Raw genomic sequence first — 15,716 nt, forward strand, 5'->3', positions numbered from 1 at the left:
CGGACGGGAACTCAGGCGGCACGGCGGCGCACCCGCCCCGGCGTGTCGCCGGTGATGCGGGTGAAGGCCCGGCTGAAGGCGGCCTCCGAGCCGTAGCCGTGCGCTGCCGCGACGGCGGCGACGCTGCGACCCTCGGCCAGCATCGCGCGAGCGGCGCGCATGCGCGCCGCGGAGACGTACGCCATCGGCGGGGTCCCGACCACCGCCGTGAACCGCGCCGCGAAGACCGACCGCGACATCGCCGCGCGGCGCGCCAGCGCCTCGAGCGACCACGGGTGCCCCGGATCGCGGTGGACGGCAGCCAGCGCCGCCCCCAGCTGCGGGTCGCGGAGCGCGGCGAGCCAGCCGCCGGTCTCCTGCTGTGCGTCGGCCAGCCATGCGCGCACGGTCTCGACCACCAGCACGTCGGCCAGGCGCGTGGCGACGGCCTCGCCGCCCGGCATCGGCTCGCGCAGCTCGCGCGCGAGAAGCGGGAGCAGCGCCGCCATCACCGGGTGACGCGCCGAGTCGACCACGACGATCGAGGGCAGCACCGCGAGCATGTCGTCGACCGCCGGCGAGTCGAAGGCGACCACGCCGCACAGCATCGCCAGCGGCGGGTCCGCCACCTCCGGGCCGACGCGCAGCACGGAGAACGCGTCGCCCAGCATCTCCTGAGGGAGCAGGTCTGCGCGCCCGACGACCCGTGCGCCGGGCGTGGTCGACACGCGGTGCCCGATGCCCCTGGGCACCAGGGCGAGCTTGCCGGCGTCGAGGGCCACCGTCGCCGCGCCGTCGACCTCGAGGTGGGCCGTTCCGTGAGCGACGATGTGGAAGCTCAGCGTGCCCGGGAACTGCGGCATCTCGACCGAGCACTCCTGGGAGGCCTCCGTCCAGGAGTAGAACGCGCCGCGCATCCGCACCTGGTAGAGAGCAGCGGTCAGGGCGTCCTCACTGTCCCACGGCATGGTCACGGTCATGCGAACTCCGGACGATCGATCAAGCAATGCGTACTTCTGACGATAGATCATCCGGCGCGCGAGGGCGAGAGTGGGATCACCACCACCGAAGGGACACCATCATGAACATCCTCGTCATCGGAGCCACCGGCGGCTCCGGCCGCGCCGTCTGCGAAGCCCTTCTCGAGCGCGGGCACACCGTGACGGCGCTCGCGCGCCACGCGTCCGCACTCCCAGCCCGCGCGGGCCTCGAACGCGTCGACGGCGACGCGACCGACGCATCGGCTCTCGCGGCCGTCGTGCCGGGACACGACGCCATCGTCGTCACGCTCGGCATCTCCGAGCCGCCGCTGCGCGTGCGCCTGCGCGGCGCGAAGGGAACGCACGACGACGTCCGCTCCCGCGGCACCGCGGCGATCGTCTCAGCGGCCCGCCGCGCCGGAGTCCGCCGCATCGTCGTGCAGTCGTCGTACGGCGTCGGCGACACCCGGTCGCTGCTGCGCCTCACCGACCGGATCATGTTCGCCCTGCTGATCCGCCCGCAGATCATCGACTCCGAGATCCAGGAGGGGGTGCTGAGGGGGTCCGAGCTGGACTGGACGATCGTGCAGCCGGTCTACCTCACCGACGGCGACTCCCCCGATCACTTCACGTCCACCGACGGCACGATCCGCGGCCACAAGGTCGCCCGCCGGGGCGTCGCCCGCGTCCACGCCGACCTCGTCGAGGCCGCAGACCGGGTGGGCGAGACCGTCTCGGTGTCGGGCTGACGGCGGGCGGACACGACGAGAGCGGATGCCGCGGCTCGCGGCATCCGCTCTCCTCATCGCGGTGCGGGATCAGTCCTGCTGCAGCGCACCCTGCAGGTCGAGGGTGATCGTGACGTCCTTGCCGACCAGGACGCCGCCGGTCTCGAGCGCGGCGTTCCAGGTCAGGCCGAAGTCCTCGCGGTTGACGACGGTCTTCGCCGTCGCGCCGGCCTTGTAGTTGCCCCACGGGTCGGTGCCGAAGCCGCCGAACTCGAACTCGAAGGTCACCGGCTTGGTGATCCCGCGGATGGTCAGGTCGCCGTCCACCAGGAAGTCGCCACCCTCGACGCGGGCGCCGGTCGAGCGGAACTCCATCGTCGGGTGGTTCTCGACGTCGAAGAAGTCGGCCGAGCGCAGGTGGTTGTCGCGGCCCTCGTCCTTGGTGTCGACGGAGGTGACGTCGACGGATGCCTCGACCTGGGCATCGAGCGGGTTCTCGGGGGCGACCAGGGTCGCGCTCTTCATGCCGAAGGTGCCGCGCACCTTCGAGATCATCATGTGGCGCACGCTGAAGGTGACCTCGCTGTGAGCGGGGTCGAGCACCCAGGTGCCCGCCTTGTAGCCGGGAACATCGATCGTGGTGGTGTCGGTCATGGTCGTCCTTCGTCTGTCAGGTCCGTGTGGGGCGCCCGCGGGACGGGCATACGCGGTGCAACACAGCCTTGCAGAGTTTCTATTCCCATGAATGAAAATTACGTGCGCACTCCGGGGGACGACGAAGGGGACGGATGCCGCAGCATCCGTCCCCTCCAGACGATCGAGGTGGTCAGCCGACCTTGATGAGGTCGATGACGAAGATCAGCGTCTTGCCGCCGAGGAAGTGGCCGCCGGCGGGTCCGTAGGCGAGGTGCGGCGGGATCACCAGCTCGCGGCGACCGCCCTCCTTCATGCCCGGGATGCCGTCCTGCCAGCCCTGGATGAGGCCGCGCAGCGGGAACTGGATGCTCTCGCCGCGGTTCCACGACGAGTCGAACTCCTCGCCGGACTCGTACTCGACGCCCACGTAGTGGACGGTCACGGTGTCGCCGGGCTTGGCCTCGGCGCCCTCGCCCACGACGAGGTCGCGGACGACGAGGTCTGCCGGCGCCGGGCCGGCGGGTGCGTCGATCTCGGGCTTGGTGCGGTCGTCAGTCATGAGTCCATCCAAGCATGCGAGCGACGAGCGGCACAGGCGGTTAACTGCGGGCGTACGAGCCTCATCCAAGACTCAGCGCTCGGTGCCGCGGCGATGCCTGCGTGTCTACCGAGCGCTGAGTTGACCTGGATTCAGGATGCCGGGAGGCCCCTGCGAGTGTCAAGACCTAGGGGGCGAACATCGCCGCGCGCGTCGTCGCGGTCTTCACCAGGAGGTCGCGCTCCTCACCGGCGGCCAGCGGATCGCGGCCGGTGATGGCGCGCTGGCGCGTCGCGGCGAGCGCCGTGGCGTCGGCGATGAAGGTCTTCATGAGAGCGGTGCGGTCACCGCGCAGCGTGCGCGCCCAGGCCAGAGCGGCCTTGCGGCCGGCCGAGGTGGCGAGCATGTCGACCTCCTGCGGGGTGAACCACCCCGCCGCGGCGTAGTCGCCGAGGCGCCGCCTGGTCACGCGCGCCTCCTCCCGGCGCAGGGCGACGATCCCCAGGACGAACCCGATGAACAGCGGCACCTGGAGCGTGAGGTAGAGGAGGAAGAAGTCACCGAACACGGCCGACCCGTTCCAGAACGCATGCAGGGCGATCGCCCCGGCGAGCCCCACCAGCCAGGGCCCGACCGCCTGACCGGTGCTCAGCCCTCGCCGGGCGGCCAGGCCCAGCGCGAATCCGGTGACGGCGGTGAACATCACGTGCGCGAACGGCGACAGGATGCCGCGCAGGAAGAACGTGCCGGTCGTCTCGGCCGCGCCGCCCTCGATGAAGCTCACCGCGAAGTACTGGATGTTCTCGGTGAACGCGAAGCCGGCGCCGATCAGTGCGCCGTAGACGATGCCGTCGACGGGCCCGTCGAACGCGCGGCGGGCGGTGGCGAAGATCAGGAACACGCCGAGGCCCTTGGCGAACTCCTCCACGACCGGTGCCTGGACGACCGCCTGCAGCACCTCGCGTGCGCCGGTAGCCGGGCCGAACACGATGGAGAGCAGGAGATCGACCCCGAGCGCGATCCCCACGGCCGCGATGGCCCCCCACGCCACGGCGAGCACCAGCAGTCCTCGCGGTTCGGGCTCCCAGCGGTCGACGATGCGCACCGCCAGCAGAACGCCCGCCAGCGGCACCAGGGCGAGCAGCATCCCGATGAGGGATGCCCCCGGCCCGATGGCATTGAGGAAGTAGGCCACCAGCGCGATCAGCAGCAGCACCAGGATTCCGATGATCCAGATCGACGCCGAACGCCCTCGCCGGGTCGTCGCCGCCGACGGCACCTGCACGGGCGCCGGCGAGACCGCGGGCGGGGCGATGGCCGCGGGGGCCGCGTGGCGAGGCTGCGCGAGGGCGGACGCGAACTCGGGCGGCGTGAGTGAGGGGCGCTGTCGGTCGGCACCGGGGTCGAGCGTCATGCGCACAGCCTATGGGTGCAGAACGGTCACCCGTGACGGGCTTGCGCATCGCCCGTCGCACCGCCCTCCGGATAGGTTGGAGTAATGCGTTTCGCCCACGTCGTGTCACCCGGATCGGGCGAGCCGCGGCTCGCCCTCATCGAGGATGACGAGGCGATCATCGTCGGGGACCTGTTCGAGGGCGCACCCGGCGTGCTGGAGGAGCTCATCGCCGGCGGCGACGACTTGCTCGCACGCGTAAGCGATGCCGCAGGCCGCGGGACGCGGCATCCGCTCGACTCCTTCGGCTTCGCGTCCGCCCTGCTCACGCCGCCGGTGATCCTGGCGATCGGCCTGAACTACGCCGCGCACTCGAGCGAACTGGGCCTCAAGACCGACTCCACCCCCACCGTCTTCGTGCTGTGGCCCAACTCGCTCGCCGGCCACGAGGGCACGACGACGTGGCCACGCACGCTGAGCGAGTCGGTCGACTACGAGGCGGAGCTCGGGGTCATCATCGGCACGCCCGCGAAAGACGTGTCACCCGAGGACGCGCTCGAGCACGTGTGGGGCTACACCGTGGTCAACGACATCACGGCGCGCGACATCCAGTACTCCGAGGCCCAGTGGTCGCGCTGCAAGTCGTTCGACGGGTTCACGCCGACGGGTCCGTTCGTGGTCACGCGCGACGAGGTGCCCGACCCGCAGGACCTCCACATCTGGACCGTGCTCGACGGGACCACCCTGCAGGACGCGACCACGGGTCAGATGGTGCGTCCCGTCGCGACGCTGATCTCGCACCTGTCGAAGTCGGCCACCCTGCTGCCGGGAACGCTCATCTCCACCGGCAGCCCCGGCGGCGCAGGCTACTCGCGCGACCCGCAGGTGTTCCTCCGCGACCGCTCGACCGTGACGGTCGGGATCGACGGGATCGGCGCCCTCACCACCCACTGCCGCATCCTGGGCTGAGACGCTCACGGCCCACGGCCTGCCGTTCGGCGCCGGGACCGGGGGCTCGGGGCTGTGGGCCGGTGGGGCCCGGACACGCCGACGGCGGGCGCCCGATGGGCACCCGCCGTCGCCGATATCAGGTCAGTTCGCGACCGTGGAGCAGTCGACCGGCAGACCGCGGACCTCGACGGTCCCGGTGAAGCCGACCTCCTGGCAGGCCTGGAGCACCTCGCCGGAGAACGTCAGCAGCGGCAGGACGATGGCGAAGAACAGGATGATCCCGAGGAGCATCAGCACCGCCGAGATGATGATGGCGGCCACGGCCCATCCGTTCTTGGCCCCCGCCTTGCGGCTCTGCACGAGCGCCACGATGCCGAGGATGAGGGCGACGAGCTGCACGAAGAACGACAGCACGAACGCGACGATGCCGAGCGTCTTGCCGGGCACCGGCGCATCGGCCGGGGCGCCGTAGGAAGCGGGCGGCGCGGAGCCGTAGGCGGGCGCAGCCGGCGGGTACGAGGGCGGAGCCGCCCCGTACTCGGGGCGGGCGGGCGGCGGGGCGTAGTCCGATGGGCCCGCGCCGGACGGCGCGTCGGCGGCGGGCGGCGGCGCAGAGGGCTGCGACGCGGGCTGCTGCGGCGGCTCGGATGCCGCCGGATTCTGCGGATCGGTCATTTCTCGCCTTTCGTTCGAGTCCCCTGACGCTATCGATCGCAGCGCTTCCGCGGCAACAGTCTCAGCGCGTGTCGGCGGGTGCCCCCTGGACGACGTCCTCGGGCGACTGGACGATGGGGATCGCGGCGGTCACGGTCTCGAGCCCCGACAGGCGCGCCGGCGACAGCTGCTTGGTCACGTCCTCGCGCGACATCAGGCCCGCCTCGACGACGAGGTCGGCGACGCCGCGCCCGGTCAGCAGCGCGGTCTTGGCCAGCGCAGCCGCGGCCGCGTAGCCGATGAACGGAGTGAGCGCGGTGATGACGCCGACCGACGAGCCGACCATCGCGCCGAGCCGCTCGCGGTTCGCGGTGATCCCGTCGACGCAGTTGACGCGCAGGGTGTACATCGCCTGGCGCAGCCACGTGATCGACTGGAAGATCGAGTGGGCGATGACCGGCTCGAACGCGTTGAGCTGCAGCTGTCCGCCCTCGACGGCCATGGTGACGGTGAGATCGGCGCCGGCGACCGAGAACGCCACCTGGTTCACGACCTCGGGGATCACCGGGTTGACCTTGCCAGGCATGATCGACGATCCCGCCTGACGTGCGGGGAGGTTGATCTCGCCGAACCCGGCCTGCGGACCCGACGACAGCAGGCGCAGATCGTTGCAGATCTTCGACAGCTTGATCGCGTTGCGCTTGAGCGATGCCGAGAACGACATGAACGAGCCGGTGTCGCTGGTCGCCTCCACCAGGTCGGTGGCGGTCGCGAGATCCAGGCCCGAGATCTCGCGCAGGTGACGGAGGACGGCGGGAGCGTAGGCGGGGTGGGTGGTGATGCCGGTGCCGATGGCGGTGGCGCCCATGTTGACCTCGTACAGCAGGTACGCGTTCTCGGTGAGGCGCTGGTGGTCGTAGCCGAGCGTCGTCGCGAAGCCGTGGAACTCCTGGCCCAGGGTCATCGGCACGGCGTCCTGCAGCTGCGTGCGGCCGACCTTGAGGACATCGTGGAACTCGACGGCCTTGGCCAGGAACGAGCGGCGCAGCAGGTCGAGCTCCTCCAGGAGCGTCTGCAGGTCGAGGCCCAGGCCGACCTTGATCGCGGTCGGGTAGACGTCGTTGGTGGACTGGCTGCGGTTGGTGTCGTCGATCGGCGACAGGAAGGCGTAGTCGCCCTTCTCACGCCCGGCCAGTTCGAGGGCGATGTTGGTGATCACCTCGTTGGCGTTCATGTTCGTCGAGGTGCCGGCGCCGCCCTGGATCACCCCCACGACGAATTGATCGTGGTGCTCGCCGTCGATGACGAGCTGCGAGGCGCGATCGATGAGGTCGGCCTTCGCGGGGTCGAGGACCCCGATCTCGCGGTTCGCGCGAGCCGATGCCTGCTTCACCATGGCCAGCGCACGCACCAGGTCGGGGTAGACCGAGATCGGTCGCTTGGAGATCGGGAAGTTCTCCAGGGCGCGGGCGGTGTGGATGCCCCAGTACGCGTCGGCGGGGATCTCCAGGGATCCCAGGGAGTCGGTCTCGATGCGGGTGCGCGTCATTGCGTCCAGAGCCATGTGTGCAGTCCTCGTGGGTCGTTCACAGCGGTGTGCGGGATGGTTCGAGACTACCCTCGGCCCCTGTGCGCGGGCATGTACACCGCGTACACCGCGACCCGCCCAGACGTACAGTGCGGCGGTCGACCGGGAGCCGGCTGCGGCGGGCGAGCGATGCGGTCAGCACACCACCGCCGTGCTCGCGGCGGGGCTTACGGCGTGGGCCGGATCAGTGGCGCTTGCGCGAGAAGGCCTCGAGCCTCTCCTCGGGCGTGAGCCGCGACATCCGCTCCACCCACTCCGCGGAGAAGAAGTCGCCGGTTGGCGCGTCGACGACGGGCACGACTGAATGGGTGATGGTGTCGTCGTAGACGTGCACGAGGTGGAACGACTGACCGGCGTCCATGCCGTTGACCTCGACCGCCGCACGGGCGAGGTTCATCGTGTAGCAGGTTGCCGCCGCGACGCTCACCGGCACCCCGGCGAAGGTGCCGCTCGTCGAGTAGTGCAGGTGGCCGGCGAGGATCGCGCGCACGTCGGTGCCGGCGACGATCTCGGCCAGTCGACCCTGGTCGCGCAGCTCGAGGATGTCGAACAGGGGAACGTGCGACGGCAGCGGCGGGTGGTGCAGCGCGAGGATCGTGCCGAGCGGTGCGGGGGTCACGAGCTCGTGACGAAGCCACTCCAGCTGATGCGAGTCGAGGTCGCCGTGGTGCCACCCCGGAACGGTGGTGTCCAGCCCGATCAGGCGCAGGCCGCCGAGGTCCCAGACGCCCGTGACCGGCTCCTCGGTCGCTTCGAGCCCCAGCAGATCGCGGCGCAGCGCCGGCCGCTCGTCGTGATTGCCGGCGATCCACACCACGGGGGCACCGAGCCGGTCGGCGACCGGCTCGACAGCAGCATGCAGGGCCGCATAGGCCTCCCGCTCGCCGAGATCGGTCAGGTCTCCCGTGAACACGATGGCGTCGGGACGGATGCCGGTGGCCTCGGCCGCCTCGAGGGTGCGGGTGAGATTCGCCGCGGTGTCGAAGCGTCCGCCCAGCGGCGCGTTACCGGCCAGCAGATGCGTGTCGCTCAGATGGAGGATCGTGCGCCGCGCGGGCGGGTACTGGCCGAACTGGATCGGCGCCGGCCCGCGCCCGGGGGCTCCGTGCGCCCCGCCGGCGGCTGAGGAGGGCGTGGGGACCATGCACTCACCCTATTGCGGGCCTCCCCCACCGTGCGGGAGGAGACCTCAGTGGTTGAAGACGATGAGGAGCAGTCCGCCCAGCACCGCGGCGGCGCACACGACGAAGCAGGCGTACGCGCCGACGAGCGCGAAGCGCTTCTGGCCCTCGGTCAGCGGGCTGCGCTTGGCCGCCTTGGCTGCGGCCTTCTCTGCGCGGCGCGCCTCTTTCTCGGTGATGACGGTGATGGCGTCGGTGAATTCGGCCGGCGCGACGACCGGGGCGCGGCCGGCGCGGACGAGGAGACGCAGTCCCAGCGCGTAGAAGCTCACGATCAGGACCGCCGCCACCATCGCTGCGACGAAGACCTGCACGAACGCGATCCAGTCGATGGTCATCGCGCACCTCCGTCGTTCTGACCGGCGGGCGCCTGCTCGGCGGGCTCGGTGTTCTTGCCCGCTTTCGCCGCCTTCTTCGCCGCTGCGGCGGCGGCCGACTTCTGTCGCGCCTCCTCGCGGGCGATGGCGCGCTGGCGTCGCGTGGGCGGCGGGTTGCGCTTGACCTTGACGGCGCGGCCGGACTCCGCGACCTCGCTCATCGCGTTGGCTGCGGTCACCTCGTTGCGACGGGAGCGCAGGAAGATGGCGAGGATGATGACGGTGGCGAGCACCGCGTCGATGATGATGCCCCAGAAGCCGAGCCAGGTCACGACCAGCGCCGCGAGGGCGCCGACAGCACCTGCGGCGGGAAGGGTGAGCACCCAGCCGACCATGATGCGCCCGGCCGTGCGCCAGCGCACCTGCGAGCCGCGCCGGCCGAGCCCGGAGCCGATGACCGACCCGGAGGCGACCTGCGTGGTCGACAGCGCGAAGCCCAGCGCGCTCGAGGCGAGGATCGTCGCGGCGGTGGAGCTCTCGGCCGAGAACCCCTGCGCGGGCTTGACCTCGGTGAGGCCCTTGCCGAGCGTGCGGATGATGCGCCAGCCGCCCATGTAGGTTCCGAGCGCGATCGTCACGGCACAGGCTACGATGACCCAGAGCTCCGGCTCGGGGTGGTCCTGGAGGCCGACGGTGATGAGCAGGAGCGTGATGATGCCCATCGTCTTCTGCGCGTCGTTCGTGCCGTGCGCGAGCGCGACCAGGGACGACGTGAAGATCTGCCCGACGCGGAAGCCGTCGCGCCCGTCGGGCTTGTTGTCGTACCGGCGGGTGAGCGCGTAGGCGATCTTGGTCACCGTGAACGCGATGATGCCCGCCGTGAGCGGCGCGATGAGGGCGGGGAGGATGACCTTCGACATCACGACGCCGAAGTCGATGGCGGTGATGCTGACACCCACGATCGTCGCGCCGATCAGGCCGCCGAACAGGGCGTGAGACGACGAGGACGGAAGGCCCAGCAGCCACGTGAGCATGTTCCAGGTGATCGCGCCGATGAGGCCCGCCAGGATCACGGCAGGGAAGATCGATTCCGATATCTGATCCTCCCGGACGATGCCTCCGGAGATGGTCTTGGCCACCTCCGTCGACAGGAAGGCTCCGACGAGGTTGAGCACCGCGGCGAGCAGCACCGCGGTCCTGGGCTTGAGCGCGCCGGTGGCGATCGGGGTCGCCATGGCGTTGGCGGTGTCGTGGAAGCCGTTCGTGAAATCGAAGAACAGCGCCAGGGCGATCACCAGCACGACGGTGATGAGGGTTGCGGTTTCCACCGTTCGCTTTCGGGAAGGAGGTGCGGAAGGAGGGTGCCGACGAGATCGGCGCGACGAACGAACAGTTCACCAAGAGTTCAGGTACCGGCAACCGGCCAGGAAGAATCCTACATCGGCGACCCTGCCGGTCAACTCGGAGGCGACTACCGTGGAACGGTGACTCTCAGCGACTCCGCACCCGCCCCGTCCGCCCCTGACGCCGGCATCCGTCCGCCCGTCGCCGACCGCAGGATCACGGTCCGCTCGCACCACGGCGATGACGTCGAGGACCGCTACGAGTGGTTCCGCGAGAAGGAGGATGCCGCGGTCGTCGCTCACCTCGAGGCGGAGAACGCTTACACCCAGCAGCGCACCGCGCACCTCGAGAAGCTGCGCGAGCGCATCTTCGGCGAGATCAAGGGTCGCACGCTCGAGACCGACCTCTCGGTGCCCACTCGCCGCGGTGAGTGGTGGTACTACGGGCGCACGCTCGAGGGGAAGCAGTACGGCATCCAGTGCCGCGCTCCGCTCGACTCCGCCGACGACTGGACGCCGCCTGAGCTCTCACCCGATGTCGAGGTCGCCGGCGAGCAGATCCTCCTCGACGGCAATGTGGAGGCCGAGGGCCACGAATTCTTCTCGCTCGGCAGCTTCGAGGTGTCCAACGACGGCACGCTCATGCTCTACGGCGTCGACGTCGCCGGCGATGAGCGATACACCGTCCGCGTCCGCAACCTGGTCACCGGGGAGCAGCTTCCGGATGAGATCCCCGGCACCTTCGCCGGAGCCACCTTCTCCCCCGACGGCCGCTACATCGTCTACACGACGGTCGACGACGCCTGGCGCCCCGACACCGTCTGGCTGCACGAGCTCGGCACGCCGGTGGCCGACGACGCGAAGCTGTTTCACGAGCCCGACGAGAAGTACTGGGTCGGCGCCGGCTTCACCCGCAGCGACCGCTTCCTCGTGATCGGCCTCGGTTCGTCCATCACCTCCGAGGAATGGCTGCTGGATGCCGACGACCTCCGCGGTGAGCCGCGCGTGGTGTGGCCGCGCACCGAAGGCGTCGAGTACGACTCCGAGCACGCGGTCGTCGACGGCGAGGACGTGCTCTTCATCCTGCACAACGACGGCGCCCTGGACTTCGAACTGGTGCGGGTCGCGGCATCCGATCCTTCCGGCGACCGCTCGGTCGTCATCCCCCATCGCCCCGGCGAGCGCCTGCTCGGCGTGTCGACGTTCCGGGACTGGGGCGTCGTCGGCTACCGGCGCGGCGGCCTCGCCCGCCTCGGGATGCTCGACTACACGAGCGGCACCGTCGACGAGATCTCGTTCGACGAGCCGTTGTACTCCGTCGGCACCGGCGGCAACCCGGAGTGGGCCCCGCCGCTGCTGCGCCTCGGCTACGGCTCGTTCGTCACCCCCGGCACGGTGTACGACCTCGATGTCGCGACGCGCGAACTGCACCTGCGCAAGCGCCAGCCGGTGCTCGGCGGCTACGACCCGGAGGATTACGCGCAGGCCCGCGTGTGGGCGACCGCGCAGGACGGCACGCAGATCCCGATCTCGCTCGTCTGGAAGCAGTCGTTCGGCGACGCGGGCGTGGCCCCGCGACCGGTCCACCTATACGGCTACGGCTCGTACGAGCACTCGATCGAGCCCGGCTTCTCGGTTCCGCGCCTGTCGGAGCTCGACCGCGGCGTCGTCTTCGCCGTCGCGCATGTGCGCGGCGGGGGCGAGATGGGCCGGCAGTGGTACGAGGACGGCAAGCTGCTCAACAAGCGCAACACCTTCACGGACTTCGTCGACAGCGCGCTGCACCTCATCGACAACGGCTACACGACGCCGTCGCAGCTCGTCGCCGAGGGCGGGTCGGCAGGAGGGCTCCTGATGGGCGCCGTCGCCAACATCGCGCCCGAGCTCTTCGCCGGCGTCCTCGCCGATGTTCCGTTCGTCGACGCGCTGACGACCATCCTCGACCCGTCGCTGCCGCTCACGGTCATCGAGTGGGACGAGTGGGGCGACCCGCTGCACAACGCCGACGTCTATGCCTACATGAAGACGTATTCGCCGTACGAGAACGTCCGGGAGGGCGTCGCGTACCCGAAGATCCTCGCGGTCACGTCGCTCAACGACACCCGCGTTCTGTACGTGGAGCCCGCGAAGTGGGTCGCGCGCCTGCGCGAGGTCGGTGCCGACGCGCTGCTCAAGTGCGAGATGGTCGCCGGGCATGGCGGCGTCTCCGGCCGCTACAACGCCTGGCGCGAGCGCGCCTTCGAGCTCGCCTGGCTGCTCGACGTCCTCGGCGTCGCGGACGCCTGACCCGTGCGATGACGGATGCCGCGGGCCGCGGCATCCGCTCTCCTCGCAGTGCCGAGCCGCGAGCGCGTGTCTCGGGAGACGTGGGTCGCGAGAGCGCGTGGTCGCCTCGAGTGTGACGCGCGGAGCAGCATGTCGCACTCACGATGCGCGGAGCGTCGGGGAGGCCGCCGGAACCGGGACACGCCGGCAGCGACCGCTCCTCCACAGACGGCGCGGCGTAGCGCGATCGCACAGAATCGGCTTCACGTGACGGATGCCGCCACCCGAGGCCGCTTACTGGGATCGTGTCACGCGCGCATCCGCTTCCCCCAGCGCTGAGCGGCCGCGCCTTCTCCGTCGCAGAGGCGCGGGATCACAGCGTCTCACCCTCGCGTCTGCGCGCGGCCGACCTCGAGCGCCCGACGCGCGGCGTCCGTGCGCCACGCCCGGAAGCGGCAGACCCGCCGCGCGACGAGACGAACTCGCGGAGGCTGGCACGCCTCCGCGAGGAGTTGCTCGCACGGGCCGCGCTGTTCGCTCCGGCCCTCACTGCCGACCAGTTCTTCAGCCACGATTGCGGCCTGGCACTCGTCGGCGCACCGCTGCCCTTCACGAGGGCGTCTGCGCGCGAACTCCACGTCTCGGCCCGCCGACCCGCCGGCGAGCCGCGCCGGGCGGGCGTCGTCGGCCACCGCTTGCAGGCTCGGGAACCGGCCCGATGGGCAGCTCGTGGCCTGCCTATCGAGCATCCGGCACGAATGTGGCGACAGGCGGCCTCGCTCTGGCAGCTGGACGACCTCATCGCCGCGGGCGACTTCCTGGTTCTGCCGAGGAACGGGCTTGTCACGCTCGACGACCTGCGGCGAGAGGTCGAGGAGGCAGGGGATGTCGCGGGTGGTGTCCTGACGCGCGCGCTGAGCGGGATCCGCGTCGGCGCGGAGACAGCCGAAGAGACCGCGCTGCGGCTCGCGATCGTGCGCGCCGGTCTGCCGGAGCCCTGTCTCAACTGGACCCTGCGAAGTGCCGACGGCGTGTTCGTCGCGCGACTGGACCTCGCTTACCCCGACTACAAGGTGGCCGTCGAGCACGACGGACGAACACACGCGTTCGACGAGCAGCAGTTCGCGCGCGACTCGGACCGCTGGGACGCCGTTGCGTCATCGGGCTGGCGTCTGGTGCGCGTCCTCAGCCATCACCTGCACCCCGATCCCTCCGTCGCCGTGCGCCGCGCCGCAGATGCGCTGGTCGACGCCGGCTGGCGCCCGGGCGCCCCCTGATCCCCGGTGCGCTCCTTCTGCCCGACCGCCCGCTGCTGTCTTCCCTCTGCAGGGTGCGATGTGCCGTGTGCAGTCTGCCGTCTCTTCTGCTGTCGCCGGGTGCCGGCGCCGGATGTGTCGCACCTTCGGCGGCTTCCCCCACGTGGGACCCACCGCAGCTGAGACATCCGCCCGGCGCGTGTCACACAACGCGCGGGGTCTGCCGGGCGGACGCCTCAAGTACTGAGACACGACGCCGCAGCCACGCGCTGGGATGGGTGCCCGAGGGCGGCGGCCCCGGTATGTCACAGCTTTGGCGGCCTTCCCCACGGAGGACCCACCGCATCTGAGACATCCGTCCGGCGCGTGTCGCACAACGCACGGGGTACCCCGGCGGACGCCGCACGTACTGAGACACGCCGGCTGCCGACGCAGAGCTGGGAGGACCGCGGGGCGCAGGTGTAGGGGCCGCGCAGCGGAGCGCGGCTGCGGGGAACAGCGGAGAGCGGATGCCTCGGGCCGAGGCATCCGCTCTCCGCACGCGCGCTCAGCCGAAGAGGGCGGCGGCCTCTTCGTAGCGGTAGAGCGGCACGGTGTTGAGCTCGCCGAGGGCGTCGACGAAGGGCACGCGCACGATGTCGGTGCCGCGCATCGCGACCATCTGGCCCCAGGCGCCGTCGACGACCGCGTCGGCGGCGTGGAGGCCGAGGCGGGTGGCGAGCACGCGGTCGAAGCCCGAAGGCGAGCCGCCGCGCTGGATGTGGCCGAGCACCGTGGAGCGGGTCTCGATGCCGGTGATGCGCTCGATCTCGGGGGCGAGCACCTCGCCGATGCCGCCGAGGCGCGGGCGGTTGAAGGCGTCGAGACCCTTGTCGCTGTAGGCCTCGTCCATGCCCGTGAGGGTGAAGCCCTCGGAGACGACGACCAGCGGTGCGCGACCGCGGTCGTGCGCCTTGGTGACCTGGGCGCAGATCTCGTCGATCGACATCGGCACCTCGGGGATGCAGATGGCGTGGGCGCCCGCCGCCATGCCGGCGTGCAGGGCGATCCAGCCGACGTGGCGTCCCATCACCTCGGCGACCATGCACCGCTGGTGCGAGTCGCCGGTGGTGCGGAGGCGGTCCATCGCATCAGTGGCGATGTTGACGGCCGTGTCGAAGCCGAACGAGTAGTCGGTGGCCCGCAGGTCGTTGTCGATCGTCTTCGGGACGCCGAGCACATTGATGCCGTCGTTCGACAGGCGGTTCGCCGCGGCGAGGGTTCCCTCGCCGCCGATCGCGATGATGCCGTCGATGCGGTGGCCGTACATCGTCTTCGCGATGTTCTCCGCGCCGCCGCGCGGACCCTCGTACGGGTTCGTGCGTGAGGTGCCGAGGATCGTGCCGCCGACCTTGGACAGGCCCTTCACCTCGTGCCTGGTGAGCGGGAAGAAGTCACCGTCCACGACGCCGCGCCAGCCGTCACGGATGCCGACGAACTCGAGGTCGTAGGTCGTGGTGCCCTTGAGCACCACGCCGCGGATGACCGCGTTGAGTCCGGGGCAATCGCCGCCGCTCGTCAGGATGCCGATCTTCATGCTGTGTTCCTCGCAAGTCGGGGGAAAAGGGACGGCGACGCTGCCTCCCCCGACACTAGTGGCGGACGGCCCGCCCTGCCACACGTCACTGCGCCGACCGGGATCTGCCCTGCCGCGATAGCGCAGGACGCCGGAGCACGACGCCAGCGCACGACGCCAGCGCACAACGCCCGAGCACCACGCCCGAGCACGACGAAGGGGCGGCGCGTGTGAACTGCTCCCTGGAAATTGGACTGGAGAATCCAGTTCCGATTTTCAGGGGGCAGTTCTGTGCATCCGCGTAGTTCATTGTCTGAGCCGCAGCGTGTGGCGGCGATAGCGTTGTTCGAAT

At 70.5% G+C, this 15,716-nt stretch carries 14 protein-coding genes; 4 read left to right on the forward strand and 10 right to left on the reverse strand.

Annotated elements, in window-relative coordinates; all coding sequences use genetic code 11:
- Positions 1-11: 11 nt before the first annotated feature.
- Positions 12-959: an AraC family transcriptional regulator gene (locus tag IM767_RS19805; protein WP_109212090.1), complete on the reverse strand. Its 948-nt coding sequence runs from the start codon at positions 957-959 to the stop codon at positions 12-14.
- Positions 960-1,060: 101 nt separating this feature from the next.
- On the opposite strand from IM767_RS19805, the gene IM767_RS19810 reads away from it, so the two are divergent.
- On the forward strand, positions 1,061-1,708 hold the full coding sequence (locus IM767_RS19810; protein ID WP_109212089.1) for an NAD(P)-dependent oxidoreductase: 648 nt from the start codon (positions 1,061-1,063) through the stop codon (positions 1,706-1,708).
- Positions 1,709-1,777: 69 nt separating this feature from the next.
- Here the strand turns inward: IM767_RS19810 and IM767_RS19815 are convergent, their stop codons facing one another.
- The 3 genes from IM767_RS19815 to IM767_RS19825 form a co-directional block, all read right to left on the reverse strand.
- On the reverse strand, positions 1,778-2,341 hold the full coding sequence (locus IM767_RS19815; RefSeq protein ID WP_109212088.1) for a YceI family protein: 564 nt from the start codon (positions 2,339-2,341) through the stop codon (positions 1,778-1,780).
- Positions 2,342-2,513: 172 nt separating this feature from the next.
- The gene (locus IM767_RS19820; RefSeq protein WP_109212087.1) at positions 2,514-2,882 is read right to left on the reverse strand and encodes an FKBP-type peptidyl-prolyl cis-trans isomerase; all 369 of its coding nucleotides are present in this window, start codon (positions 2,880-2,882) and stop codon (positions 2,514-2,516) included.
- A gap of 166 nt (positions 2,883-3,048) precedes the next feature.
- Entirely contained in the window at positions 3,049-4,275 is a 1,227-nt protein-coding gene (locus IM767_RS19825) for a PrsW family intramembrane metalloprotease (protein ID WP_109212086.1), read from the reverse strand.
- 84 nt (positions 4,276-4,359) lie between these two features.
- Between IM767_RS19825 and IM767_RS19830 the strand changes: the two genes are divergently transcribed.
- On the forward strand, positions 4,360-5,223 hold the full coding sequence (locus IM767_RS19830) for a fumarylacetoacetate hydrolase family protein (RefSeq protein ID WP_109212085.1): 864 nt from the start codon (positions 4,360-4,362) through the stop codon (positions 5,221-5,223).
- Positions 5,224-5,346: 123 nt separating this feature from the next.
- On the opposite strand, the gene IM767_RS20925 is transcribed toward IM767_RS19830, so the two are convergent.
- The 5 genes from IM767_RS20925 to IM767_RS19855 all read right to left on the reverse strand — a co-directional run bounded on the left by IM767_RS20925 (position 5,347) and on the right by IM767_RS19855 (position 10,273).
- Positions 5,347-5,880 carry a DUF4190 domain-containing protein gene (locus tag IM767_RS20925; protein WP_239453499.1) on the reverse strand — a complete coding sequence of 178 codons (534 nt, stop codon included), beginning with the start codon at positions 5,878-5,880 and terminating at the stop codon, positions 5,347-5,349.
- Between the two features lie 61 nt (positions 5,881-5,941).
- Positions 5,942-7,423: an aspartate ammonia-lyase gene (locus IM767_RS19840; protein ID WP_109212084.1), complete on the reverse strand. Its 1,482-nt coding sequence runs from the start codon at positions 7,421-7,423 to the stop codon at positions 5,942-5,944.
- Positions 7,424-7,631: 208 nt separating this feature from the next.
- Positions 7,632-8,591: a phosphodiesterase gene (locus IM767_RS19845; protein WP_109212083.1), complete on the reverse strand. Its 960-nt coding sequence runs from the start codon at positions 8,589-8,591 to the stop codon at positions 7,632-7,634.
- A gap of 45 nt (positions 8,592-8,636) precedes the next feature.
- Complete coding sequence (locus IM767_RS19850; RefSeq protein WP_109212082.1) at positions 8,637-8,966, reverse strand: peptidase; 330 nt, start codon at positions 8,964-8,966, stop codon at positions 8,637-8,639.
- Complete coding sequence (locus IM767_RS19855) at positions 8,963-10,273, reverse strand: inorganic phosphate transporter (RefSeq protein WP_109212081.1); 1,311 nt, start codon at positions 10,271-10,273, stop codon at positions 8,963-8,965. Before IM767_RS19855 ends, IM767_RS19850 begins: the two co-directional genes overlap by 4 nt.
- A gap of 156 nt (positions 10,274-10,429) precedes the next feature.
- Between IM767_RS19855 and IM767_RS19860 the strand changes: the two genes are divergently transcribed.
- Complete coding sequence (locus IM767_RS19860) at positions 10,430-12,574, forward strand: S9 family peptidase (protein ID WP_239453497.1); 2,145 nt, start codon at positions 10,430-10,432, stop codon at positions 12,572-12,574.
- A 284-nt stretch (positions 12,575-12,858) separates the two neighbouring features.
- Complete coding sequence (locus IM767_RS19865; RefSeq protein WP_109212080.1) at positions 12,859-13,830, forward strand: hypothetical protein; 972 nt, start codon at positions 12,859-12,861, stop codon at positions 13,828-13,830.
- A gap of 526 nt (positions 13,831-14,356) precedes the next feature.
- Here IM767_RS19865 and IM767_RS19870 read toward each other — a convergent pair.
- Positions 14,357-15,385: an ATP-dependent 6-phosphofructokinase gene (locus IM767_RS19870; RefSeq protein WP_109212079.1), complete on the reverse strand. Its 1,029-nt coding sequence runs from the start codon at positions 15,383-15,385 to the stop codon at positions 14,357-14,359.
- Positions 15,386-15,716 lie beyond the last annotated feature (331 nt).

Origin of the sequence: Microbacterium ureisolvens (genome assembly GCF_015278315.1) — a bacterium.
Taxonomy (GTDB): domain Bacteria; phylum Actinomycetota; class Actinomycetes; order Actinomycetales; family Microbacteriaceae; genus Microbacterium; species Microbacterium ureisolvens.

Bases quoted from the DNA above. Each gene is read 5' to 3' on its own strand.
- IM767_RS19815 (WP_109212088.1), bottom strand. From the start codon at position 2,341: ATGACCGACACCACCACGATCGATGTTCCCGGCTACAAGGCGGGCACC.
- IM767_RS19805 (WP_109212090.1), bottom strand. From the start codon at position 959: ATGACCGTGACCATGCCGTGGGACAGTGAGGACGCCCTGACCGCTGCT.
- IM767_RS19820 (WP_109212087.1), bottom strand. From the start codon at position 2,882: ATGACTGACGACCGCACCAAGCCCGAGATCGACGCACCCGCCGGCCCG.
- IM767_RS19850 (WP_109212082.1), bottom strand. From the start codon at position 8,966: ATGACCATCGACTGGATCGCGTTCGTGCAGGTCTTCGTCGCAGCGATG.
- IM767_RS19845 (WP_109212083.1), bottom strand. From the start codon at position 8,591: ATGGTCCCCACGCCCTCCTCAGCCGCCGGCGGGGCGCACGGAGCCCCC.
- IM767_RS19830 (WP_109212085.1), top strand. From the start codon at position 4,360: ATGCGTTTCGCCCACGTCGTGTCACCCGGATCGGGCGAGCCGCGGCTC.
- IM767_RS20925 (WP_239453499.1), bottom strand. From the start codon at position 5,880: ATGACCGATCCGCAGAATCCGGCGGCATCCGAGCCGCCGCAGCAGCCC.
- IM767_RS19825 (WP_109212086.1), bottom strand. From the start codon at position 4,275: ATGACGCTCGACCCCGGTGCCGACCGACAGCGCCCCTCACTCACGCCG.
- IM767_RS19870 (WP_109212079.1), bottom strand. From the start codon at position 15,385: ATGAAGATCGGCATCCTGACGAGCGGCGGCGATTGCCCCGGACTCAAC.
- IM767_RS19840 (WP_109212084.1), bottom strand. From the start codon at position 7,423: ATGGCTCTGGACGCAATGACGCGCACCCGCATCGAGACCGACTCCCTG.
- IM767_RS19810 (WP_109212089.1), top strand. From the start codon at position 1,061: ATGAACATCCTCGTCATCGGAGCCACCGGCGGCTCCGGCCGCGCCGTC.